This window comes from Pseudomonas sp. YH-1 (genome assembly GCF_051990045.1).
Lineage (GTDB): Bacteria > Pseudomonadota > Gammaproteobacteria > Pseudomonadales > Pseudomonadaceae > Pseudomonas > Pseudomonas nicosulfuronedens.
Genome location: NZ_CP178184.1, coordinates 4,759,711 through 4,783,484, shown reverse-complemented (window position 1 = coordinate 4,783,484; position 23,774 = coordinate 4,759,711). Strand labels below are relative to the sequence as shown.

Genomic DNA, 23,774 nt, shown 5'->3' with positions numbered 1-23,774 from the left:
CGGTCAAGTGGGCGTGGCGCCCTCGGCAGGATGAGCTTCCTTGTCGCCGAAGCGTTCGGCGATGCGGCGGAATTCGTCCTGAAGAGTGAGGAACGCGTCGACCACGTCAGGATCGAAGTGCTGGCCGCGCTGGCCGCGGATGTGCTCGACGGCGGCTTCGTGAGGCATGGCGTTCTTGTAGATACGCCGGCTGATCAGTGCGTCGTAGACATCGGCCACCGCCATCAGCCGAGCCGACAGCGGAATCGCGTCGCCGGCCAGCCCCTGAGGGTAACCCGAGCCATCCCACTTTTCGTGGTGGCCGTAGGCAATCTGCTTGGCCAGTCGGAGGAAGGGCACGTCCATCCCGAGCCGCGCCTCGGCCGTCTCCAGGGCGTCCAGGCCCAGGGTGGTGTGCGTCTTCATGACTTCGAACTCTTCGCTGGTGAGGCGGCCCGGCTTGAGCAGGATGTGGTCGGGGATGCCGACCTTGCCGATGTCGTGCAGTGGCGCCGATTTGAACAACAGCTGCCGCGTTTCCTCATCCAGCTCGGCGGTGAAGCGCGGGTGCTGCTGCAGGTGCTCGGCCAGCGCGCTGACATAATGCTGGGTACGGCGAATGTGGTTGCCGGTTTCGTTGTCGCGAGTCTCTGCCAGAGAGGCCATTGCCAGGATGGTCACGTCCTGGATGGCCGCCAGCTCGCGGGTGCGCCGTTGCACCTCCTGTTCGAGGTATTCGTTCTGGTCACGCAGGAAGTCGGCGGCGGCCTTGATGCGCAGCTGGTTGTCCACGCGCATCAGTACCGTGGGCGGGTTGATCGGCTTGGTCAGGTAGTCCACGGCGCCCAGCTCCAGACCGCGTATTTCCTCATCGGCGGTGTCCTGGGCAGTGATGAAGATCACCGGTATATGCCGGGTGCGGGCGTCGTCGCGCAGGCGCTTGCAGACCTCGAAACCATCCATGCCAGGCATCATCACGTCGAGCAGGATGAGGTCCGGCGGCTCGTCCGACTGGGCGATCTGCAGTGCCTTCTCGCCACTGCGGGCGGCCTTGACGCAGTACAGCAACTTGAGCAGCTCCGAGAGGAGCGTGAGGTTCTCGGGAGCATCGTCGACGATCAGGATCGTCGGACGAACAACGGGACCAGGCGCATTCATTGACCGTCCTCCGCCGAAGGGGCGCGCCAGAGCTATTCCTTCCTGTGCGCCGGAACCAGTATAGCCCGCACTGGGCGTGGCCTCCGGCTATTCGGGAGGCTCGCCTGGCAGGCGGCTCAGCCGTTGTGCTCGACCTCGACGAATTGCCGCGTGCCGGCCTCGACGTCATAGATGTGGTAGTTGTTCATCATCCGCCCGTAGAGGTGCAGGCTGACCGCACGCGGACGCTCGGCGGGGACGCCGGTGACGTGGATGTGGTCGGGGTTGGGGACGAAGCTGGTAACCGCGCCGGGCGGCAGCAGGATCATGCCGCCCTTGACCAGTTCGATGCCTTCATCGCGGTGGCGGTCAGCGGACAGGCAAACGTAGCTGCGCTCCTCCAGCACGCCTTCGACTATGCCCACCACGCCCCAGCTGCCGTGGTCGTGCACCGGCGTCCATTGGCCTGGCGACCAGACCAGCGCGTAGAGCGACAGGTTGTCGTCAGGGGCCTGGTAGACCAGGTTGCGCGCATAGTGGAACGGGTCGCTCTGGTAGTGGTGCGCTTCGAGGAAGTCGCCGGCATGGGCCAGCAGCTCCATCATGAAAGGTGCCAGCGAGGCCACGCACTGGCAGGGCTCGGACTCCTGCCGGCTGAGCTGGGTAGCGTGTTCGATGAAGCGGGCGAGGGTGGCGTTGGGCATGAGCGGTGCGCTCCGGCGGGCGTTGGCGACACAACGCAATCACTCTAGCCGCTTTTGCCGAGCCTGCTCAGAACCGTGGGGCGCATGACCCGGCACGGGTGGTCTGCCCTGCTTGGGGGCTCAGGCGTCCTTCGGCCCGCGCCGCAGCAGGTAGGTGTCCATGATCCAGCCGTTGGCTTCGCGGGCCGCCTGGCGGGTGCGCTGGATGTCTTCGCCGACCTCGACGAGCCGCCCGCTACGCAGGATTTCGTCTGGCGTGCCGAGGTAGGCGCCCCAGTAGATTTCCAGTTCCGGATCGTCCAGCTGGCGGTAGGTATCTTCGGCATCGAGCATTACCACGACGCTCTGCGCATTGGCCGGGAACCCTTCGGCCAGACGGCGACCGGTGGTGATCTGCACCGACTGGCCGATGGCGTTCAGCGGCACCCGGTGGCGCGCGGCCAGGGCCTGCACGCTGGTGATGCCGGGGATCACCTGATAGTCGAAGTTCACCCGGCCCTCGCGCAGGACGGCGTCGAGGATGCGCAGGGTGCTGTCGTAGAGCGATGGGTCGCCCCAGACGAGGAAGGCGCCGCACTGGCCATCCTGCAGTTCTTCGTCGATCAGTCGTTCGAACACCTGTTGCTTGGCGTGGTTGAGGCCTTGCACCTGCCCGGAATAGTCGCCTTCGCGGGCGCGTTCGGGGCTGTCGGCTTCGACGATGCGGTAGTCGATACGGGAGACGTAGCGCTCGAGGATGTCCCGGCGCAGCTGGAGCAGCTTGACCTTGCTCGCGCCCTTGTCCATGAGGAAGAACACGTCCGCGCGGTTCATCGCGTTGATCGCCTGCACGGTGAGGTATTCGGGGTCGCCCGCGCCGATGCCGATGATGAGCAACTGCTTCATGTCTGGTCCTGTGTGCCGTGGAGCGAAGGCCTTCAAGACTACGCCTGTCCGGCGATGCGCTCATCTGCCGGGTCGTCGCGGTGCAGCAGAGCAGGTGTTCGCCGTTGTTCCGCTGCGAGCGGATGCCAATCGCGGACGGAGTCCGCTCCTACGAATCCGATGTCGTGTGTAGATCGTAGGATGGGTGGAGCTTGCGATACCCATGCTGTCGTTGCGCGGGGGCGATGGGTATTGCTGCGCTCCACACCATCCTATGAACAGCGGCAGGCCGGTCAGCCCAGCAGCGCCACGTCCCTGCGCAGCTCGCGGGCGGCCGCGACCATGTTCACCAGCGCCGCTTCGGTCTCCGGCCAGGCGCGGGTCTTCAGGCCGCAGTCGGGATTGACCCACAGGCGCTCGGCAGGGATGCGCTGGGCCGCCTTGCGCAGCAGCTTGACCATCTCGTCCTTGCCCGGCACGCGCGGCGAGTGGATGTCATAGACGCCCGGACCGATCTCGTTGGGGTACTCGAACTTCTCGAAGGCCTCCAGCAACTCCATGTCCGAACGCGAGGTCTCGATGGTGATGACGTCGGCGTCCATGGCGGCGATGGACTCGATCACGTCGTTGAACTCGCTGTAGCACATGTGGGTGTGGATCTGGGTTTCATCGCGTACGCCGGAGGCACAGAGGCGGAAGGCTTCGGTGGCCCAGTCGAGGTAGCGACCCCAGTCGCTGCGGCGCAGGGGCAGGCCCTCGCGGAACGCGGCCTCGTCGATCTGCACGATACGGATGCCGGCGGCCTCCAGGTCCACCACTTCGTCGCGGATCGCCAGGGCCAGCTGGCGTGCCTGCACCTCGCGGGAGACATCTTCGCGCGGGAAGGACCACATCAGCATGGTCACCGGGCCGGTCAGCATGCCTTTCATCACCTTGCTGGTGAGGCTCTGGGCGTACTTGATCCACGCCACGGTCATCGCTTGCGGTCGGCTCAGGTCGCCGAAGATCACCGCCGGTTTCACGCAGCGCGAGCCGTAGCTCTGCACCCAGCCGAAGCGAGTGAAGAGGTAGCCGTCGAGCTGCTCGGCGAAGTATTCGACCATGTCGTTGCGCTCGGCTTCGCCGTGTACCAGCACGTCCAGCCCCAGGTTCTCCTGGATCTCCACGGCATGACGAATCTCGCTGTGCATGGCTTCCGTATAGTCGGCAACGCTGAGCTTGCCCTGCCTGAAGGCCTGGCGCGCGAGGCGGATCGCAGAGGTCTGCGGGAAGGAACCGATGGTGGTGGTGGGGAAATCCGGCAGGTTGAGGCCGGCGCGCTGCTTGACGATGCGCTCGGCGAAAGGCGACTGGCGCTGACTGTCCTGCGCATGGACGGCGGCCAGACGGGCCTTCACTTCCGGCTTGTGAATACGCGGCGAGGCGGCACGGCTGACCTGTACGGCGCGGCTTTGTTCCAGCGCGGCCTGGACTTCCGGCGCTTGGGGCTCATTGACGGCGCGGGCGAGCAGGGCGACCTCGGCGCACTTCTGCACGGCAAAGGCCAGCCAGCTCTTCAGCTCGCCGTCGAGCTGGTCTTCGCGCTCCAGGTCCACCGGGCTGTGCAGCAGCGAGCAGGACGGCGCGACCCAGAGGCGCTCGCCGACACGCTCATGGGCGTGACGCAGCACTTCCAGGCTCCTCTCCAGGTCGCAGCGCCAGACGTTGCGGCCGTTGACCAGGCCGAGGGAGAGAATCTTGTAGGCCGGCAGGCGGTCGAGGATGGTCGGGAACTGCTCCGGCGCGCGCACCAGGTCGAGGTGCAGGCCGTCCACCGGCAGGCCGGCGGCCAGCCCCAGGTTGTCATCCAGGCCGCCGAAGTAGGTGGCCACCAGTTTCTTCAGCGGCTCGCTCTGCAGCAGGTTGTAGGTACGCTCGAAAGCGTTCTTCCACTCCTGCGGCAGGTCGAGGGCGAGGATCGGTTCGTCGATCTGCACCCATTCGACGCCTTGTGCAGCCAGACGACGGAAAATCTGGCCATAGAGCGGCAGCAGGCGCTCGACCAGATTCAGCTTGTCGAAGTCAGTCCCTTTGGTCTTGCCCAGCCAAAGGTAGGTCAGCGGGCCGATCACCACCGGTTTGACTGCATGGCCGAGTGCGTGGGCTTCTTCCACTTCCTCGAAGAGTTGCTCCCAGCTCAGCTCGAACGGCTGGTCAGCGCTGAACTCGGGGACGAGGTAGTGGTAGTTGGTGTCGAACCACTTCGTCATTTCTTGCGCGTGGGCGCCGCCGCAGCACCTATCACTGACTCCGCGCGCCATGGCGAACAGCGTCTGCAGGGTCGGCTTGGCGTCGCCATGGGCGCGGAAGCGCTCGGGGATCACGCCGAAGGTCAGCGAGTGGGTCAGCACCTGGTCGTACCAGGCGAAGTCGCCCACCGGCAGCAACTCGATGCCGGCGTTTTTCTGGACCTGCCAATGGGCAGCGCGCAGTTCGCGGCCAACGGCGCGCAGGCCGGCTTCGTCCAGCTCACCTTTCCAGAAGGCCTCCTGGGCTTTCTTCAGCTCGCGGTCGCGGCCGATGCGGGGAAAGCCGAGGTTGTGTGCCAGTGCCATGTGAATCTCTCCATTGAATCAGCGAATGGTGAGATTCTCCTGGCGGCCTCTTCATGAGACAAACTCAATGTTCTCGCGATGAACATAAGAAATTCTCAAGTTGTGCTGGGCTGGCTACCTGCTCGCATCTGCCGTGCCAAGGCGCCAGGCGAGGTGTTGAGCTGGCGTTGGAACAGCTCGATGAAAGCCGAGGTGGACTCGTAGCCCAGTTCTCCGGCGATCAGCGTCACCGACTCGCCGCGCTCCAGCCTGGGCAGCGCCGCGAGCAGTCGCACGCGTTCGCGCCATTCGCGGAACGACAATCCGGTCTCGTCACGGAACAGCCGCGCCAGGGTGCGCCGCGAGGCGCCAACGCGCTGCGCCCAGTCTTCGATGCCCAGGCGCTCGCCGGGGTGCTCCTGCAGGTGGTCGGTGACGCGCCGCAGCCGGGTGTCGCGCGGCAGGGGCAGGTCCAGGCCGGAGTCCGGCGCATTGTGCAGTTCATCCACCAGAACCTGCATCAGGCGGGCTTCCGGGCCTTCGTCGGGATAGTCGCTGGCGAACTCGCTGGCGCGCTGGATGAGGTTGTCCAGCAGCGTCGAGATCTCCACGACCCGGCAGGGCCCCAGCCCCGCGGCAATCTCCGGGGCCAGGTAGAAGCTGCGGAAGACCACGGCCGTTCGCGCCCGCACGCTATGGGAAACCCCTGCCGGCAGCCACATGGCGCGACGGGGCGGGATCAGGCAGGCGTGCTGCTCGGTGCTGGCCTCGAGAACCCCGCTGGCGGCGTACATCAACTGGCCCCAGGGATGGGTATGTGGCTCCACGCTGTGGCCGGCCGGCATGTCGAAGGCGCGCAGCCAGACGGGGCGGGGCAGGGAAGCGAACCCGGGAAGCGCCAGAGGATCCTGTCCCGTCGACGGCATAGCTTGTCTCTCTCACGGAAGTGGGCCACGAAGCGCCGATGGTAGCGTCTTTCCCGGCCAATACCAGCCCCCAAAACCATCCCACAGCGGAGAGCACCATGAGCAGCCATCGCCCGCAACAACGCCTGTCCACCCTCGACATCCGCCAGCGCCACGAGCCTGGCAGCCTGGTCGTGCTGACGGCCTACTCGACGCCCATGGCCCGGCTGCTCGATCCGCACGTCGATGTGCTGCTGGTGGGGGATTCGCTGGGCATGGTGCTCTACGGCATGCCGCACACGCTGGCGGTCAGCCTGGACACCATGATCGCCCACGGCGCTGCGGTGGTCAGGGGCTCGCAACGGGCCTGCGTGGTGGTGGACCTGCCTTTCGCCAGTTACCAGGCCTCGCCGCAGCAAGCGTTTCTCGCCGCCGCGCGGGTACTGGCGGAAAGCGGTGCGCAGGCGGTGAAGCTGGAAGGCGGGGCGGAGATGGCCGAGACCATCGCCTTCCTCATCGAACGCGGCATTCCGGTGATGGCGCATATCGGCCTGATGCCGCAGAAGGTCAACGCCCTCGGCGGTTTCAAGGTTCAAGGCAAGGAGGAAGCCGGCGTCGCGCAGGTGCTGCGCGATGCGGATGCCGTTGCTGCGGCCGGTGCCTTCAGCGTGGTGCTCGAAGGCGTGCTGGAGCCGGTGGCGCGGCAGGTCTGCGAGCGGTTGGACATCCCGGTGATTGGCATCGGCGCTTCACCCGCCTGCGCCGGGCAGGTGCTGGTGACCGAGGACATGCTGGGGCTTTCCGGCGAGCAGATTCCGCGCTTTGCCCAGCAGTACGTGCGGGTGGACGAGATGATCGGCGCGGCGGCCGAGCGTTTCGCCAGCGAGGTGCGCGAGCGCCGGTTCCCGCAGGCGCGGCATTGCTTCGGGATGGCGAAGGAGTAAGGCCGACGCGCCAGCCCTGCCTGCGGATCGCGGCAGGGCCGGCTTATAGCGGCGCTAGAAGCCACTCTCGCGCAGGGCGACAGCCAGCAGGCGGGTAAAACCTTCGCCCAGCCAGCTGCGCCGGGCGCCTTCGATCTGCAGGTGGCCACGGGTCTCGTGCAAGCCCGGCGGCGCTGCGTCGAGCTTCACCAGCACATGGAACAGCGCCGGATTGGGCACCAGCGCTTCGCCCTGAGGATTGACGTTCAGCGGGCCGCCGTAGCGCGAGGCGAGCATCGGTTGCTCCAGCTGGCTGATGCGCGTGGTGCCGATCAGCACCACTTGGCCCTCGATGGGGCGCGGCACACCTTCGGGGTAGAAGCGCACATGGCCGCCATCGGTGAGGCGTTGCACTTCGTCCTGCTTGACGTAGGCATCCACCAGCCAGTGCTGCGGGTCCACCAGTACGCCGATGGGCTCGCGGGTGTTGATCCACTGGCCGGGCTTCCAGTCCGGGTTGACGTCCATCCAGCGGCCGGCGAAGGGTGCCTGCAGGTTCAGCCTCGCCATCTCGTTGCGGGCGGCGCGAGCCTGCTGGTACTCCACGCCCAGCCGCTGGCGGGTGACGGCCTCCTCGGAGAGCCCGGACGGGTCGGCGAGCATGCCGGCCAGCCGTCCCTGGTAGCCGCGGATGCTCGCCTCGCTGCCGGCGACCTTGGCGGCGATATCGGGTTCTTCCATCACGGCCAGGGTTTCACCCTTGCCGACTTCGCCGCCCGGGCGCAGGTCGCGCAGCAGCGCGGGGAAGGGCGCGTAGACGTGCAGCTGCTGCGCCGCGCGAGCCACGCCCATGGCGTGCACCTGGGTGCGCCAGGGGATGGCGAGCAGCAGGAGCACGGCGACCAGTGCCGCGAAGAACACCAGCTTGCGCCGCGGCTTCACTTCCGCGCGGCGCTGCCACCAGACCTTGAGTTCACGCCACACGGGCTGAACGATGAACCAGCTGATTTCCACGGCGAACAGGAAGATTCCCAGCAGTTTGAAGAAGAAGTAGTAGACCGCCACGGCGATGCCGAGGAACAGCAGCAGGCGGTAGACCCAGGTGCCGAAGGCGAAGGCCACCAGCGCCCGGCGCTTGCTGGTGGGGAAGTGCTCTGGCCAGGGCTCCTCCAGCCCCAGCAGGTTGCGCCTCAGCGTGGTCCGCGCGAGGGCGCCGGCGCGCTCGTGCAGGTTGGGGAAGTCCAGCAGGTCGGAGAAGATGAAGTAGCCGTCGAAGCGCATGAAAGGGCTGGCATTCAAGGCCAGCGACAACGCCCAACTGGTCGTCGCCAGGTACAGCAGCCCGTTGCGGAACGGGCCGGGATCGGCCAGCGCCCAGCCCAGCGTCGACAGCCCGGCCAGGCCCAGTTCGGTGATGATCCCGGCGCTGGCGATGGCCAGGCGCTGGCGGTTGCTGCGCAGCTTCCAGCTCTCGCCGGTGTCGGTGTAGAGCATCGGCCACATCACCACGAAGGCGATGCCCATGTGCGCGACCTTCAGCCCCAGCCGCGTGGCCACCAGCGCGTGGCCCAGCTCGTGGAATGTCTTGGCCACCACCAGCGCGGCGGCGAAGCTCAGCAGACCTTCGAGAGAGAAGGATTCCACGACGTCATGGGTGAAGGTGTCCCATTGGTGGGTTACCAGGACGATGCCGGCCAGGCTCAGTAGCAGCACCAGCATGGCCACGTAGCGATTGAACAGCCAGTCGAGGCTGCCGGCGATGGCGCGCAGGAAACGCTGCGGGCGGAGCAGCGGAATGCGGAAGAACAGGTAGTGGTGCAGCCACCAGTTCCAGGTCGTCCACTGCTTGCCTTCACTACGGGCGGCCAGCCGCGCCAGCGCCTCGGGGCCGGGACGCAACAGCTGGTGCTGTTCGAGGAACTGGCGAAAGCCCAGCACCTGCTCGGCCTCGGGCTTGAGGGCAGTCTGCTCGGCGATCTGCTCGCTGATCTGCCGGGGCGTCTGCTCCCAGCGCAGCAGGCATTCGAACTCCAGCCAGCCGATGCGGTAGAAGCGATTGAGCACGCTGTCGTGGATCACCCAGACCGGCTCGCCGTCCGGGCCAGGGGCAGCTTCGTCCAGGCGCAGGTCGTCCCGCAGTGGCGGGGTGGGCAGGTCTTCGGCGGCAATGTCCATCGCCGTTACCAGCCGGTCCAGGCGCGCAGGGATGCCAGCGGGCGGCGCAGCAGGTAGTAGCCGAGCACGACGCGCTCACCGTAGAGCTTGGCGGTGCCATGCAGGCCGAGCCGGGCATGGGGCGGTGCGTCCTGTACGCTGGCGAGCAGACGGTAGGAAGCCACGCCTTCATCACTGGGCTTGGCCTGGTAGCTGGTGTCGAGGATTTCCCCATGCAGCGGGTCCAGTGGGTAGGCGGTGAGGAACAGCGCCACTTTCGCCCCCGGCTCCAGCGCGATGGCATCGGCCACCGGTAGCTGGATGCGCATGCCCGGTGCCTTCGGGTCGGCGATCTGCAGGATGCGTTCGCCGGTCACCACCGGCTTGCCCAGCCAGTCGTTGGGGTCGCTGTACACGGCAACGCCGGCGCGCGGCGCAAGCACGCGGGTGCGCGCCAGTTGCGCCTGCACGGCGGCCAGTTCGGCGCGGCGCTGACGGGCACGGCCGTCGAGCACCGTCAACTCACTCTTGCTCTGTGGATTGTCGAAGGCGCGCTGGCTGGCCGCCATGAGCTCGGCGTCGGCCACGGCGACTTCCTTGGCCAGCACGTCGGCGCGGCTGCGCAGAGTGGTCTCGTCCAGTTCGAAGAGCGGCGTGCCGACTTCCACGCTCTGGTTGGGACGGACCAGCATCTTGACGATCACCCCGTCGATCGGCGAGCTGATCACCTGGGCGTTGCGCGAGACGACTTCCGCCGGCGCCAGGGCGGTCTGCCGCACCGGGATCAGCAGCAGCGCGGCCAGCGCGATCACACCGATCAGCACCTGGCGCTTGCTCGGTCGCCAGAAGCGCAGGCGGGTACGTGGCCCGAACGCTGCCCAGGCGTGCGCCCAGGTCTGCCAGATGCCCTGCAGCAGCGGTTGCAGATTGCGCGCCGGCGGTTCGTCGAGGAGAAACAGTACCAGCCCCAGGCGCTTGCCCGCGCGATCGTGCAGCGGTACGCACCAGAGCCCGGCGGGCCACCATTCGCTCCAGCCCTCGGCGATGTCGGCAGGCGGTTCGATGGTATCGCGGGCCAGCCAGGTGGGCGTGGCGTCGGGCATCTTCCCGGCGACCCAGCGGCTGGCGCGTTCCAGCCAGACCAGATAGGGCGAGTCCTCCGTCGGCTTGGCCAGTCCCGACACCGCCAGCAGCTCGTTGCGCGATTCATGGCAGGCGAACACCAGCGCCTGGTGGAAGCGCAGCAGCGGGAACAGGTCGTTGGCGATGCTGAAGGCGAGGCCGCCGAGGGAGTCGGCCGTCAGCGCCTTGTCGCGCACATTGGCCAGGCTCAGCAGCAGCTGGGGTGGCGGCAGCAGCTCACTCATGGCTTTCGGGGAAGCGTGCGACCCCGCTCATGCCGGCGATCAGTTCGGGATAGCTGGCGTCCAGCTTTGCCTCCAGCTCCACGGTCTGCGCCACGGCGTCAACCCGCGCGTTGATCACGCTGACCTTGGCGGGGTATTGCTTGCCGGTTTCGTGGATGTCCACCTCAAGTGGCATGTCCGGGCGCAGGCTGGGCAGCATGGAAGAGGGCACGTTGAGGCGCACCTTGAGGGCGCCGTCGCTGACCAGGTCGAACAGCGGAGTGCCGGCCGTCACCGTCTGGTACGGCTTGACGTAGACCTTGGCGATGCGACCGGAGAAGGGCGCGTCGACCAGGCAGTAGCCGGCCTGGGCGCGGGCCAGGGTGAGTGCGCCGTCGGCCTTCTGTACCTCGGTGTTGGCCATGGCGACTTCGAGGTCTCCCACGGCATCGAGCTTGCGCAGGTTCTGTTTGGCGGCGAGGTTGGAGCGGGCCATGTTCAGTTCGGCGGCGGCGACCTTGGCGCGGGCGTTGACTTCCACGCAGTTGAGCTGGGCCAGCTCGGCGTCCTTGGCGACCTTGTCGCCGAGGCTTGCCTTGAGCGCGCCGAGGGTGCCGTTCATCTGGGCGGAGAGGGTGGTTTCCAGGTTGGATACCAGCAGCACGCGAATGGCGCCGGGGTCCTGGTTGTCAGGTAGCGGCGGCAGGGCGCCGGTGCTGTCGTCGGCCAGCGCCGGCTGGAGCAACATCAGGTACAGAGGGAGGAGCAGGTACGACTTACTGCGCGGCATTGGCGATTTCCTTCTGCCCTGCGGATGCTTGCCCGGCGGTCGGTTTAGCGGTCGTCGGGCCGCTGCTGGCGAGCAGGTTGGTGCTGGTCTGCTGCTCCAGCGTGCGCTGGATTTCCCGCGCGAGGGTCTTCACGTCGTGGTTCTCGATTTCCTTGGGCATCACCTCGAAGCCCACCGAGTTGTACAACCGGCCCCAGGCGGCCTGGGCGTCGGAGTAGGCGGCTTCGCGCTGGTAACGCGAGAGCAGGTAGCGGCCTTCGGCGCGGATCAGCTCCAGTTCGCTGCCCAGGGCGGCGCCACGGGCGGACTGGGCGTAGCTGAGCAGGCTCTGGTCGACGCGCAGGCTCTCGTCGGCGAACTCCACTTCCTGCCTGGCCAGCTGGTAGCGCAGCAGGCCGACGCGGACCTGGGTGAGGATGGCCATGGACAGCGCGGTGCGGCGCATGTCGTCGGTCTTTTCCTGGCTGGCTTCGGCTGCCTTGATGTCCGGGTACTGGGCCAGGCGCAGCAGGTTCATCGAGACGTTGATGCCGGTCTGGTTCCAGTCGTTGTTGTACAGGTACTTGTTGGAGTCGTACTCGTAGCCGTAGTTGAAGCTCACGTTGGGCCACAGCTGGGCCTTGGCGATCTTCAGGTCGTTCATGTCGACGCGCTTGCGATACCACTCCTCCATGATTTCCGGGCGGCGTTCCAGCGACAGGCGCTCGAGTTGGTCGATATTGTTGGTGACCAGCGGCAGCGGTTGCTCGCCGATGTCGGCCAGGACCATCTTGGTGTTCGGCGGCAACGACATCAGCGCGGCCAGCTCGGCGCGGGCGAACTCCAGGTCCTGGCGGCGTACGGTGAGCATGTACACCGAGTCGAGCAGGGCGCGCTGGTAGGCGAGGATGTCCTGGCGCGGCAGCAGGCCCTTGCCTTCGGCCTCGCGGGCGGAGGTCAGGGCGCGGTGGGTGCGCATCAGCAGGCCGTCCACTTCCGGCAACAGGCGCTGGGCGCCCAGCGCGCGCCAGTAGGCGTTGCGAACGTCCTGCAGGACGTTCTGCGCGACCTTCTCGCGGCGCTCCTCGGCCATCAGCATCTGGTCGTTCTTCTGCTGCGTGCGGTAATAGGCGACGCCGAAGTCCAGCAGGCTCCAGGACAGCCCGAGGCTGTAGAGCTGGCGGTAGCGTTCTTCCGAGGTGGACGGCCGCAAGCTGACCTGACGATCCTCGATACCGATGGAGGTGCCGCCCGAGTCGTTGTTGCGCCCGGCGTAGCCGGCGGAGGCGACCACACGCGGCAGCATCTCGTGGCTGGTGACGTCACGCAGGTCGGAGGCCAGCGCGCTTTCCAGCAACTTGAGGCGGTAGTCGAGGTTGTACTTCAACGCACGCGCCGAGGCTTCGTAGAAGGTGATCGGTCCGTTGACCGGCTCCTGCTCCTTGTACATCCGCGCCTGGTCTTCGATCACCCGCTGGCGCATCTCCTCCTCGGTGTAAGGCTTGGGCTCGAAGGCCGAGCAGGCGCTGAGGAGAATGCTCAGGGTGATGGTTGCGCTCAGGCATTTCAGTGCGTAGGCGGGCATGTTCTGTCCTTGATCGATTCGAATTAATCGCTTGTTCCTCATTGGCCGCCGCTCCGACGCTGGGCTGCTTCGCGCAGCTGGGCGCGGAAGCCCGGTGCGGTCTGCGCGGCCTTGTCCGGCTGGCCGACCATATCGGCGGGGAAGGGCGCCCAGATGGACGGGTCGGGCAGCAACCCGTCGGCGCTGAGGCTGATCACGCCGTGGCGACCGTCCACCCAGTTCTTGTCCAGGTCGCTGGCGCGTCGACTTTCGGCCACGGCGCGGGCGACGAACTGGCCCTTCACCTGTCCCAATTGATTGCCCAGCGACGGGCTATCGATCTCCGGGGTGGCGAAGAACTCGACATTGCTGCCGTCGGCGCCCCAGCCGGAGAGGGACAGTCGCTCGTCGACGCGCTCGACCACCGGCTGTACGAAGATCGCCGGGTCGACGTCGGGTATACGGTCGCGCGGATAACCATCGTCGCCGAAGCGGTCGAAGTGTGGTCCCGGCGGGATGTACGGAGTGGCGATATCCAGGGTGATGGTCAATTGCGCCTGGTCGGTGAGGCCAACCAGGTCGCTGATGGTGTAGGTGAAGTAGTCCTTGAGGATCTGCCCCAGCCCGGCGGCGGCCAGTACTTCGCGGTTGCTCTGGTCGATGGTGTAGATGTAGCTGCCGTCTGCGTTGAGCACGAGGGTGCCGTAGCGCCCGGCGATGGGCTGGCCGACGACCCCGGCGGTGCCGCTGCCGTTTTCCTGCCCGGTGCGGATGCCGGTCACGCTGATGGAATCACCGCCGTCCACGTCGCTGTCGTTAGGCAGCACGTTGCCCGTGGCTTGTGGCGCCGGGGTCTCGTCGCTGGCGAAGTTGCTGTCGTCGCGGGCGACCGGGTTGTCGTCGGCGCCCTGGATAGTCACGGTCAGGCGTGCATCGGAGGTTGCTCCGGCGGTATCGCGCATGCGATAGCCGAAGACTTCCGTCAGCGTTTGCCCGGCGGTGCGCAGCGCCTGCACGGTGGGATTGGCGTTGTCCACCAGGTACTCGAAGCTGCCGTCGGCGTTGATCAGCAGCTTGCCGTAGAGGCCTTGCAGCACGTTGCCGGCGTTGGCCGATGTGCCGTTCTGGTTGGTGTAGTAGACGACCGTCTTGGTCTCGCCGTACTGCACGCCGTCGACATCGGTGTCGTTGTCCAGCACGTTGCCGCGCGGGTCGACGCCCGGGGTGCTGTTGTTGACGCCACCCGCTTCCACGGCGGTGGCAACGTCATCGCTGGCAATCGGCGTGTCGTTACGGCCGTCGATGGTGATGGTCAGCAGGCCGGGCGTGGCGCCACCCCAGATGTCCGCGCCCAGGTAGGTGAACTTGTCCTGCAGGGTCTGCCCGCTGGCACGCAGGGCTTCGACTTCCGGCAGGGTGTTGTCCAGGGCGTAGCTCCAGCTGCCGTCCTGGTTGAGCGTCAGCGTGCCGTACTGGCCGCGCAGCGTCTGGCCGGGAGCGGTGACGCTGGTCGACGTCGGGCTGTCACCAGCCCAGAAGGAGACCACGTGCATCACGTCCTGCGGGATCGTGGTGATGGTGTCCGGGTCGGTGTCGTTGGCCAGCACATTGCCCGATGGATTGCTGCCCGGCACGTTGTTGTGCAGGCCACCGTCCTCCACGGCGGTGCCGAAGTCCGGTTCGGTGACCGGCGGTTCGTTGCGGCCACGGATGAGGATGATCAGGGTCGCGTGGTCGTTGAGGTTGCCGTCGTCGGTCACCTGGTAGGTGAAGGATTCGATGGCGAAGGCCAGCGGGCCGAGGGAGATGATGTCCGGGTTGGTGCTGTCGACGAAGTACTGGTAGCTGCCGTCGGCGTTGATCACCAGGGTACCGAAGGCGCCCTGGATGGTCTGCGGGCTGCCCGATACCACCGGCACGGTGTTCACCTGGGCACCTTCCGGGCCTTTGGCGATGGTGGTGACGCGCAGGTGGTCGCCGGCATCGACATCGGTGTCTTTGCCGATACCGTCGAAGATCCCGGTCAGGCCGGTGATCACGTTGCCGGTGGGGTTGCGACCGCCACTGCCGTCGAGGTTGGCCACGGCGTAGTTGATGTCGTCGTTGGCCACCGGGGCGTCATAGCGCCCTTCGATGGTGATGGTCAGCTGCGCGATGGAGCTGGCGCCGTCGGTGTCGTGCATGCGGTAGGTGAAGGATTCCACCAGGCTGTCGCCGAGCTTGAGCGCCTGCACGGCGGCGAGACTGTCGTTCACCACGTAGGTATAGGTGCCGTTGGCGTTGAGGGTCAGGGTGCCGTAGCTGCCGGCGATGACGCCGCCGCTGGCAGTGAGGTCGATCAGGGTTCCGCCGGCAGCCTTGGTGCCGGCGCGGAGGGCGTCGACCACTTTGGTTTCGCCGTTGGGGACACTGTCCACGTCGGTATCGTTGTCCAGCACATTGCCGCTGGCCGGAGCGCCGGGGGTACCATTGTTGGTGCCCCCGGCCTCGATGGCGGTGCGCGTGTCGTCATTGGCGATCGGCGTGTCATCGCGGCCATGGATCACCACGGTGAAGCTGGCCGTCACGGTCTTGCCATTGCCGTCGCTGACGCTGTACTGGAATACATCGCTGAGGGTTTGCTGGTTGGTACGCAGGGCCTCCACCAGCGGGTTGTTGTTGTTCACCACGTAGCGGTAGTTGCCCTGGGCATCCAGCACCAGGCTGCCATAGAGGCCCGTCAGGCTTTGCCCGACGGTGCCGGCGGTACCGCCGGCAGTGGCGATGCCGGTGATGGTGAGGGTATCGCCGTCCGGATCGGTGTAGGACGAGCGGATGCTGCCGCTGGGGTCCAGTCCCGGAGTGCCGTTGATGAGCCCACCGGCCTCAATGGCGTCGACGTTGACCGCGTTGACCTGCGGCGGGTCGTTCACCCCGGTCACGGTGATCACCAACTGCGCCTGGTCGGTCAGGCCGCCGCTGTCGTGGATGCGGTAGGTGAAGATCACGTCCAGGCTCTGGTTGGCGGCCAGGGCGCGGATGGCCGGGTCGGAACTGTTGACCACGAAGAGGTAGGCGCCATCCACGCCGATGACGAGCCGGCCGAAGTCGCCGCTGATGAGCGTGCCGTTGGCCAGCCGTGCAACCGTGCCGGTAATGCCGGTGATGCCGGCGACGGTGGTGAGGCTGCCGCCAGCGGTTTCCAGGCCCGAACGCACGCCGTCGACCCGGAGCTTGTCGGCGTTGGGCTTGTCGGCGTTGTCGACATCGGTATCCACGCCGGTGCCAGGGGTGCCCGTGATGACGTTGCCGGTGGCACTGGTCGCTGGTGGGCTGTTGTCACTGGCACCGGCGGTGACGGTGTTGTGGTCGTCTGCCGCCACCGGGGCATCGTTGGCACCCTGGATGGTGATGGTCAGGGTGGTCAGCGCGCTCAGGCCGCCCTTGTCGGTGACCTGGTAGGTGAAGTTCTCGGTGATCGTTTCGTTCGGCGAGAGGGCCTGTACCGCCGCGTTGCTGTTATCGATCACATAGCGGTAGGAGCCGTCGGCGTTGATGGTCAGGGTGCCGAACGCCGTTTGCAGGACGGCGGGTGCTCCGGTGGCGACCGGGAAGATGCGGCCGCCACCGGGCCCGTCGTAGCGTGCCAGGGTGACCGACTTGGTCTCGCCCAGTGCTACCGAGTCGACGTCGGTGTCGGCGCCAGCGCCGGTGACAGGGACCCCGGTGAGCACGTTGCCGGTCGCATCCTGGCCTGGCGTGCCGTTGTTGGTGCCGCCGGCCTCGATGGCGGTGCCGAAGTCGGGAACGCCGATCGGGGTGTCGTTGGCGCCGTGGATATCGACGGTGAAGGCAGCCGAACTGGCGAGATTGCCGAGGTCGGCGATGTAGTAGCCGAAGGAGTCGCGCAGCATGTCGGTGCCGGTGCGCAGGGCCTGGACGGCTGCGTTGTTGTTGTCGACCACGTACTGGTAACCGCCATTGGCGGTGATGTACAGCGTGCCGTAGCGGCCGGCGAGGCTGACGACGGTGCCATCGTTCGGGACGTTGACGCCAGCGCCGGCGGCGTTTTCCAGGCGGGTCACGCGCAGCACATCATCATTGGTGGCGATGTCGACGTCGGTGTCGTTGTCCAGCACGTTGCCGGTGGGGTTGACCCCGGGGTCTGCGTTGAGGTTGCCGCCGGCCTCGACGGCGATGGCAACGTCCGGATGGGCCACGGGCGCGTCATTGACCGGGTCGATGATGATGTTCATCTGGTCGGTATCGCTCAGGGCGTCGGCCGGATTCTGCCCGGGTGTTCCGTCCCCGGTCGTGGGGTGGTCGCCGAAGTTGCCCTGGTCATTGGTGACCATGGTCAGCGTCTCGGCGTCGCGGAAGGTGTTGAAGTCCTGGTTGCCCTTGTAATAGAGCTGGGTGAGCAGCGCGTTGATCTGCGCGAGGGTGCCACGCAGCACCAGGGTGTTGCTGGCGCCGGCGGGCGGGGTCGCGTCGGGCGCCGGGGTGGTGGCACTGGTCCAGAGCACGCCGTGGAGCACCGAGAGGGTGACGGTGAGCTCGCCGTTGCCCGCGTCCACGTCGCTGATCGCCAAGCCGCCGATGTGCAGCACGGTGTCTTCCTGCCCATGCTGGTCGGAGACGGTGTTGATCGGCGCCTCGTTGAGGTGCACGTAGCCGAAGTTCGCCTGAGCAGTGGGGCCGTCGCTGGCGGTGCCGCCATCGAGGGTCAGCTCCACCCGGTTGAAGGTATTGCCGGCGCCGTCGGTGTCGATCCGTACATTGAGGGTGTTGCCCGGATCACCCGCCACCGGGTTGCTGACCTGCGCCGCAACGTCGACCCGGTACAGGCCGGTCGGCAGGATGCTGAAGACATACTGGCCGTTGGTATCGGTGGTGGTGGTTGCCAGCTGCGCGTCGTCGCCGGTACCGAACAGGCCGTCCGCACCGGCCCAGGTCAGGGTGACGGTCTGCCCGGCCAGACCTGTTCCGTCGGGGGTGCTGCTGCTGGTGGCCGAGGCCGTGTCGTCCCACAGGGTGCCGCGCACCACGCCGAAGGCGATGCCGACGCTCTTCATGTAGTTGTTCAGCACCGTATTATCCGCGCCCGGCCCGTCCTGCCCGGTGCGCTCGCCAGTGGCGCTGCCGGCCGCGCCGACCGCCGAGCCGCCCCAGCTGGTGAAGCTCTGCGGCAGGCTGGTCCAGGTCAGCACCGCGGAGCTGGCGGCGTTGTTGGCGATGGGGTTGTCCGGCACGGTGACGCTGTAGCGGAAGCTGACCTTGTCACCGACGTCGAGCTTGGCGATGTCCAGGCCGATGCCGACGGCCGGGTCCGCATCGATGGTAAGGGCCAACCCGGCCAGGGTTGCCGCACCGCCGGGGAGAAAATCGGTGAGCGTGTAGGTGACGCTGGTGCCACCGGCATCGGTGAGGGTGACGCTGACGAACTGGTAGTTGCTGCCGCCTGGCAGCTTGTCCTGCAGGTGGACATCGTAGGCCGGCACGTTGCCGTTCTGCTGGAAGCTCACTTCCAGGGTCGCGTCGGTGGTATTGCCGGCATTCAGTGTCAGGTCGATCACCGATTTGGTCGGGTCGGTGAAGCCCGGTTCGACGACGGTTTCGTAGAGAATCCCGCTCTGCCCACGGGGTTCGCTAATGTTGTCGACGTATTCGCTGACCTGCATGCCCAACTGGGTGCCGGCCTGGTTGCCGACGGTATTGCGCACCCGTACGTTGAAGTCGATGACCACACCCTCGATGTCGCTATCGCCTGGCAACTGCTCGGTGTTGGTCAGGTTGCCCAGGCTGATGGTGATCCGCTGGCCATTGTTGATGCCTCCGGTCTGGGCGATGGAGTACAGGGAGGAGTTCAGTACCACGGTCGGGCCGGGCCAGGCGCCGGGGTTGGACGGGTCGACCGGCACATTGGGGTCGATCGGCTGGGCCACGCCACTGAGCTGGTTGCCCTGGATCCACAGGCCGGCCACTGTGTTCGCGTCCAGCAACGGGTTGCTGCTGTTGAGGCCGCCTTGCGTGGAGGAAATGAAGGCGATGAGCACTTCGTTGAGGTCGGCGGCAAGGAATTCCAGGCCGGGCGCCAGGTCGATGACGATCTGGTAGTTGAGGTTGCCGGTGCCGCTGGAGGCAATCTGCACGGCTACGCGGTAACGGATCACCTCGCCAACCGCGACCGTCTCGACGGGGGCCGAGGTATCGATCGCGCCGCTGGCATTGGTGGCCGGCGGGGTATCCGGCATGCCGCCGACGCGGGAAACGAGGATCTGGTTGGAGACCGGGATCAGCAGGGTGTTGTCGATGTTGTAATCGTTGAGCACGTCACTGTTGAGGATGCCGTCGACGCCGGTGCGCTCGCCGCTATCGGGGCCGTCCAGGCTGGTCCACTGCACGGCGGCGATGTTGCGCATGACCGGTACGGTACCGACCTGGCTGTTGACCACCCCGGACAGGCTGATGACGATGTTGCCGCCCGCCGACAGGTCCACGTTGCCGACGGTCTGCAGGACGCCGTTGACGATGGCGAAGCTGCCCGCGGCGGCGCCGCTGATGTTGGTGATGGTGTAGTTGCTGATCTGGACCGGCAGGGTATCGAGGAAGCTCAGGTCGAAGGCATCGATGCCGCCGGTGTTGCTGATGGTGATGTCCCAGGAGATCGGCGCATTCTCGCCGAAGCCGCCGAACGCCGGGTCGGTGGTCAGCCGCTGGGTCACTGTCAGCGTTGGCTCGACGATGGTCACGCTCGGCTGCTGGCCGCTGGTCAGGGTGCGGTCGATGGCGGTGGCACCGTTGGGCGTGTCGCCGTCGGGGTCGCTGTAGACCAGTTCGGCGCCATTGTTCAGCACCACGCCCTGCTGGTTGCCGATGACGTTGCTGGCGACCAGCACCAGGCGGATGACGAAGCTGTTGTTGCCGGTGAGGTTGTCGGCCGAGGCGCTGGCGCTGCTGAAGACCAGGCGCAGATCACCGCCATCGCTACCGTCGGCAGTACGGGTGATCGAGCCCAGGACGCCGGCGAAATCGAGTGCCAGGGCGCCGCTGCCGCCATTGGCGAAGGTGGTGGTGATGAGCTGGTAGCCCAGGCCGCTGTTGAAGCTGGTGTCCAGGCGCAGGCCTGGCGGAATCAGGTCATTGATGCGCAGGCTGCCGGTGAAGCCCTCGGGCAGCGTGATGACGATGTCGTAGGTCATGCTCTCGCCGATCACCAGGTTGCTGCCACTGGTGTGGCCGGCGCTGGAGTCGTCGGTGCTGAGGCTGCCGTCCTTGTAGACCTTGGTGATGCTCGGCGCGGCGACCTGCTGGTTGGCCACCTCCACCAGGTCGGTGGGGGTGAAGTCCTGGCCGCCGTTGACGCTGGCGTAGTTGGTCAGCGCGGCGCTGCTCTGCAGGGTGCTGGAAGCGAGGATGGCGTTGTTCACCGTGACGTCGTAGGTGATCACCACCAGGTTGCGCCCGGCGGCGTCGTTGCCGTCGGCGGCGTTGACGCGGCCAGCGAGGAAGGTCGCCTGGCCGTTGGCGTCGAGGAAGGTGATGGTGTTGCCGTTGACGGTGTAGTCCACATTGATAGTCAGCGCTGTGCCATCACCGCGGTAGATCTGCAGGTTGGCCGCGCCCAGGCTGCCACCGACGAAGGCGACGCCGCCCGGCAGGGTGATGCTGGTGGTGACGTCGTAGGCGCCGCCGCCACCGCTGTTCTTGATCGCGGTGGCCAGGCGCAGGGTATCGCCGCCGTCGATGCCGCCGATGTTGCCGTCGACCGAGGCAAGGGTGGGGACATCGCCGCTGAAGGGGACGCCGGTGGTGCCGGGCGCCGACCAACTGGTGTTGCCGGAGATGCCGGTGATCGTGCCGTTGGTGCTGGAAACCACTCCGTGCTTGATGTCCAGCACCGGCTCGGCGACCGATTCGATGACCGCCACGTCCGAGGACGTCAGCACGGTCTTGTCGATGGTGGTGGTCTGGCTGGATTGCGCCAGCACGTCCAGTTCGCGCTGGTCGGCGAAGGGCTGGTCGCCCACGCGCATGGTGAACTGCACCTGCACCCGGCCACCGTTGAGGCCGCCGGAAGCGAAGTTGCCGAAGTTGAAGATGATCGAGTTGCCCGGGCCGGTGGTAACGCTGTCGGGCACGTCGGCGATGGTGTTGCCGGCGGTGATCAGCCATTGCCCGACGCCGGTGCCCTGCGACCAGTTGATGCCGGTGGCATCCAGCAGCGGCAACGGCAGGTAGGCGGTGAGGGTGAAGTTCTCGTAGTCCGCCACCAGCAGGTCATAGGTGATGGTGAAGGTCACCACGTCGCCGGGGCGCAGCTCGCCGTTGGAGGGCGGCGCGCCGCCGTTGACGGTGGTCAGTGCGATATCGACCGTGGACGTCTGGATGGTGCTGGTGGTGCTGGAACCGTCGGTCTGTTCGCCACCGATGTTCACCGAGTCGCGCAGCACGGTGGCGTCCACCAGTGCATTGTTGCCGACGCTGTCGCCCTCGTTGAGCTGGTCATGGGGCGGGTGGTCGGAGGTGTAGGTGAGATCGACTATGGCGTCGTAGACGATGGTCAGGGTCGTAGCGCCTTCCTGCGGATCGTCGTCCCACAGATCACCGTACAGGGCATAGACCCCCGGTCCCTGGACAGCGGCGGCAATCGACGCGGCGATATCGAAGACCAGGGTGGTGCTGCCGTCGGCGTTCTGCGTGGCGGTATAGATCAGCGGAATGACCTGGCTGCCGCCGTGCTGCTGGATGACGATGGTCGGCGGGTTGAGCGCGCTGAAGGTCTGGCCGTCGCTGAGCTGGTCGGTGATGGTGAAGGTGCCCTGGCCGAGGATGTTCTTGCCGAAGGCGAAGAAGTCGGAGATGGCCACTTCCATGTTGTAGCGCAGGGTGTCGCCGGGCGTCAGGCCGACGCTGCCGATGTCGTTCTGGATGTTCACCTGCTTGAGCAGGGTGATGGACTTGGCGACGAAGGTTACGCCCTGTCCGTTGCCGGTCTCGGTGAACGGATAGCCGTCCGGGTCGGTGGGGCGGTCGCGCGTGTCCAGCGGGTTCCAGTCGCCGTTGACGGTGGCGGTACCGAAGTTGATGGTGACCGGGTTGCCGGTGGCCGGGTCGATGACCGGGCGGCCATTGGCGTCGATCTCCGGCACATAGAAGCTGACCTGGGTGGTGCTGGCGCTGCTCAGGGTGTCGTAATGGACGGTGTAGCTGGAGATGAACGCATTGGGGTTGGCCAGCGCATCGGCGATCTGCGTCGGGTCGGTCAGCACGGTGCCGTCGTGCAGGGTGACCGATTCCAGCGTGCCGCCGGCGCCGGGGGTGATCTGGCTGACATGCACCTGGTCGGGCACGGTCTGGGTGACGCTGACGTTGGTCAGGGTCTGGCCGGTGGCCGGGGTCACCGTCACCGTCTGGGTGCGGGTGAAGTTCGGCCCGGTGACGGTCTCGCCCTCGGGCATGTTGACCGTCTGGGTGACCGACAGCAGGGTCGGGGTCACCACGAAGCTGTGCAGTGCGGACTCCACCAGCGAGGGGTCCTGGGTCGGGTTGTTCAGTGAATCGTTGCCGTACTCGAAGCCGCCCCGGGCATTGATGGTGAGGTTGGGCGCACCGTCGGAATAAGTGGTGTCGGCCAGGTTGCTCAATTGCGCGGTGATCTGGATGTCGATGCCCGGCTGGCCGTTGGTGACGCTGCCGTAGGGCAGTTGCAGGACGATCATCTGGTCGCCCGGCTTCATGCCGACGCTGGCGGCATTGATCACCAGGGCGTTGCCATTGGCGTCCTTGGCGAACGGGTGGGCGACAGTGCCGTCGGCGCCGAAGGTCAGGACGATGGGGGTCACCGTCTGGCCCAGGTAGGTGGCGGAGATGAAGGTGGCGCCGTCGTTGCCGTCGCGGCCGGTCGCGGGCATGAACAGGTCGATGTAGGGGGCGTAGCCGACCTGGGTGGACGGGTTGCTGAAGATCACATCGAAGGTGAAGGTATCGCCCAGGCGCACGGCGGCGCCGCCGCTACCCATGGTCACGGTGGGGCTGGCGTCCGCCAACAGGCCCTGGAAGTCCACCAGGGTGCTGGCGCTCAGGGCGATGGCCTTGTCCACGTCGCCGCTGCGCACTTCGAGGTTCCAGTCGCCGCCGGCGCGGGTGGAGCCGGTAGCGTTGCTGGAGGCGCCGACATCGGCGCCGGTCCAGCGCGCCAGTTCATTCACCAGTGCCTGGCCGGCACTGCCCGCACCCACATCACAGCCGTACAGCTGGATGTCCGCCCCGGCGTTGAGTTCGCCACGCCAGGCGCTCAGGCGCTCGCCCAGTTGGTCGACGCTCTGGCTGGTGAAGGTCTGGTTGCCGAGGGTGAATTGGCCGGTGGCGCCGTGGGAGAAGATCTGGATGGAATCGACCTTGCCCAGTTGCGCCAGGGCGTTGCTGATCGCCGCGATGGCATCCTGGCCGGCATCCACGACCAGTGCGGTGGTGCCCACCGGCAGGTTGGCGGCGAGCTGGTCGCGGTTTTCCAGGCGCGCATCGATGACCACCAGGTTGCGCGGGGCCGCCTGCGCGGGAGCCGCCGCCTGGGCGCGCGCTTCGACTGCCGTGGCCGGTTTGGCCGTGTCCTTGGCGTCGGCGCTACTGTCGTGATGCTGTTGATCGACGGCCGCTGCAGCAGCTCCGTCGAACAGAATGCGTTGCTCCAGCGCCAGAGCGTGGCCGACGGGCTGGAAGAGCTTCGAGCGATATTTGGCCTGCATTTCCGTCTATCCGGCTGGTGAGTCCCTGAGGAAAGCAGTCCTACGCATATCTGCTTACGGAATTGAAACTAGTCGGGATTGGAATTTTCGCCAGCAGAACAGCGACATAAGCGACAGCGAGGTATCTGT

Annotated in this window: 11 protein-coding genes; 1 reads left to right on the top strand and 10 read right to left on the bottom strand. The window is 66.6% G+C overall.

The annotated features are described in order from the left end of the window. Window positions 1–3: 3 nt before the first annotated feature. From ACKI1H_RS21830 to ACKI1H_RS21810, 5 genes are all read right to left on the bottom strand, one after another. A complete protein-coding gene (locus ACKI1H_RS21830; RefSeq protein WP_138520929.1) occupies window positions 4–1,137 on the bottom strand; it encodes a response regulator in 1,134 nt (377 codons plus the stop codon). 116 nt (window positions 1,138–1,253) lie between these two features. After that, window positions 1,254–1,820 (bottom strand): cysteine dioxygenase, encoded by a 567-nt coding sequence (locus ACKI1H_RS21825; RefSeq protein ID WP_440466291.1) that lies wholly within the window; start codon window positions 1,818–1,820, stop codon window positions 1,254–1,256. A 120-nt stretch (window positions 1,821–1,940) separates the two neighbouring features. Beyond that, complete coding sequence (cobF, locus tag ACKI1H_RS21820; protein WP_138520927.1) at window positions 1,941–2,705, bottom strand: precorrin-6A synthase (deacetylating); 765 nt, start codon at window positions 2,703–2,705, stop codon at window positions 1,941–1,943. Between the two features lie 272 nt (window positions 2,706–2,977). Next, complete coding sequence (gene metE / locus ACKI1H_RS21815; RefSeq protein ID WP_440466290.1) at window positions 2,978–5,278, bottom strand: 5-methyltetrahydropteroyltriglutamate--homocysteine S-methyltransferase; 2,301 nt, start codon at window positions 5,276–5,278, stop codon at window positions 2,978–2,980. A gap of 95 nt (window positions 5,279–5,373) precedes the next feature. Continuing rightward, the gene (locus ACKI1H_RS21810; protein WP_440466289.1) at window positions 5,374–6,183 is read right to left on the bottom strand and encodes a helix-turn-helix domain-containing protein; all 810 of its coding nucleotides are present in this window, start codon (window positions 6,181–6,183) and stop codon (window positions 5,374–5,376) included. A 98-nt stretch (window positions 6,184–6,281) separates the two neighbouring features. On the opposite strand from ACKI1H_RS21810, the gene panB reads away from it, so the two are divergent. Next, window positions 6,282–7,106, top strand: coding sequence for a 3-methyl-2-oxobutanoate hydroxymethyltransferase (gene panB / locus ACKI1H_RS21805; RefSeq protein WP_440466288.1), 825 nt, complete (start codon window positions 6,282–6,284; stop codon window positions 7,104–7,106). Between the two features lie 54 nt (window positions 7,107–7,160). Here panB and ACKI1H_RS21800 read toward each other — a convergent pair whose 3' ends face one another. The 5 genes from ACKI1H_RS21800 to ACKI1H_RS21780 are packed head-to-tail and all read right to left on the bottom strand — an operon-like array spanning window position 7,161 to window position 23,645. Beyond that, window positions 7,161–9,260 (bottom strand): HlyD family efflux transporter periplasmic adaptor subunit, encoded by a 2,100-nt coding sequence (locus tag ACKI1H_RS21800; protein WP_138520924.1) that lies wholly within the window; start codon window positions 9,258–9,260, stop codon window positions 7,161–7,163. A gap of 5 nt (window positions 9,261–9,265) precedes the next feature. After that, on the bottom strand, window positions 9,266–10,606 hold the full coding sequence (locus ACKI1H_RS21795; protein ID WP_440466287.1) for an efflux RND transporter periplasmic adaptor subunit: 1,341 nt from the start codon (window positions 10,604–10,606) through the stop codon (window positions 9,266–9,268). Continuing rightward, window positions 10,599–11,375, bottom strand: coding sequence for an efflux RND transporter periplasmic adaptor subunit (locus tag ACKI1H_RS21790; RefSeq protein WP_280055870.1), 777 nt, complete (start codon window positions 11,373–11,375; stop codon window positions 10,599–10,601). Before ACKI1H_RS21790 ends, ACKI1H_RS21795 begins: the two co-directional genes overlap by 8 nt. After that, a complete protein-coding gene (locus ACKI1H_RS21785) occupies window positions 11,362–12,939 on the bottom strand; it encodes a TolC family protein (RefSeq protein ID WP_440466286.1) in 1,578 nt (525 codons plus the stop codon). Before ACKI1H_RS21785 ends, ACKI1H_RS21790 begins: the two co-directional genes overlap by 14 nt. A 38-nt stretch (window positions 12,940–12,977) precedes the next feature. Continuing rightward, window positions 12,978–23,645 (bottom strand): VCBS domain-containing protein, encoded by a 10,668-nt coding sequence (locus tag ACKI1H_RS21780; RefSeq protein ID WP_440466285.1) that lies wholly within the window; start codon window positions 23,643–23,645, stop codon window positions 12,978–12,980. Between the last annotated feature and the right edge of the window lie 129 nt (window positions 23,646–23,774).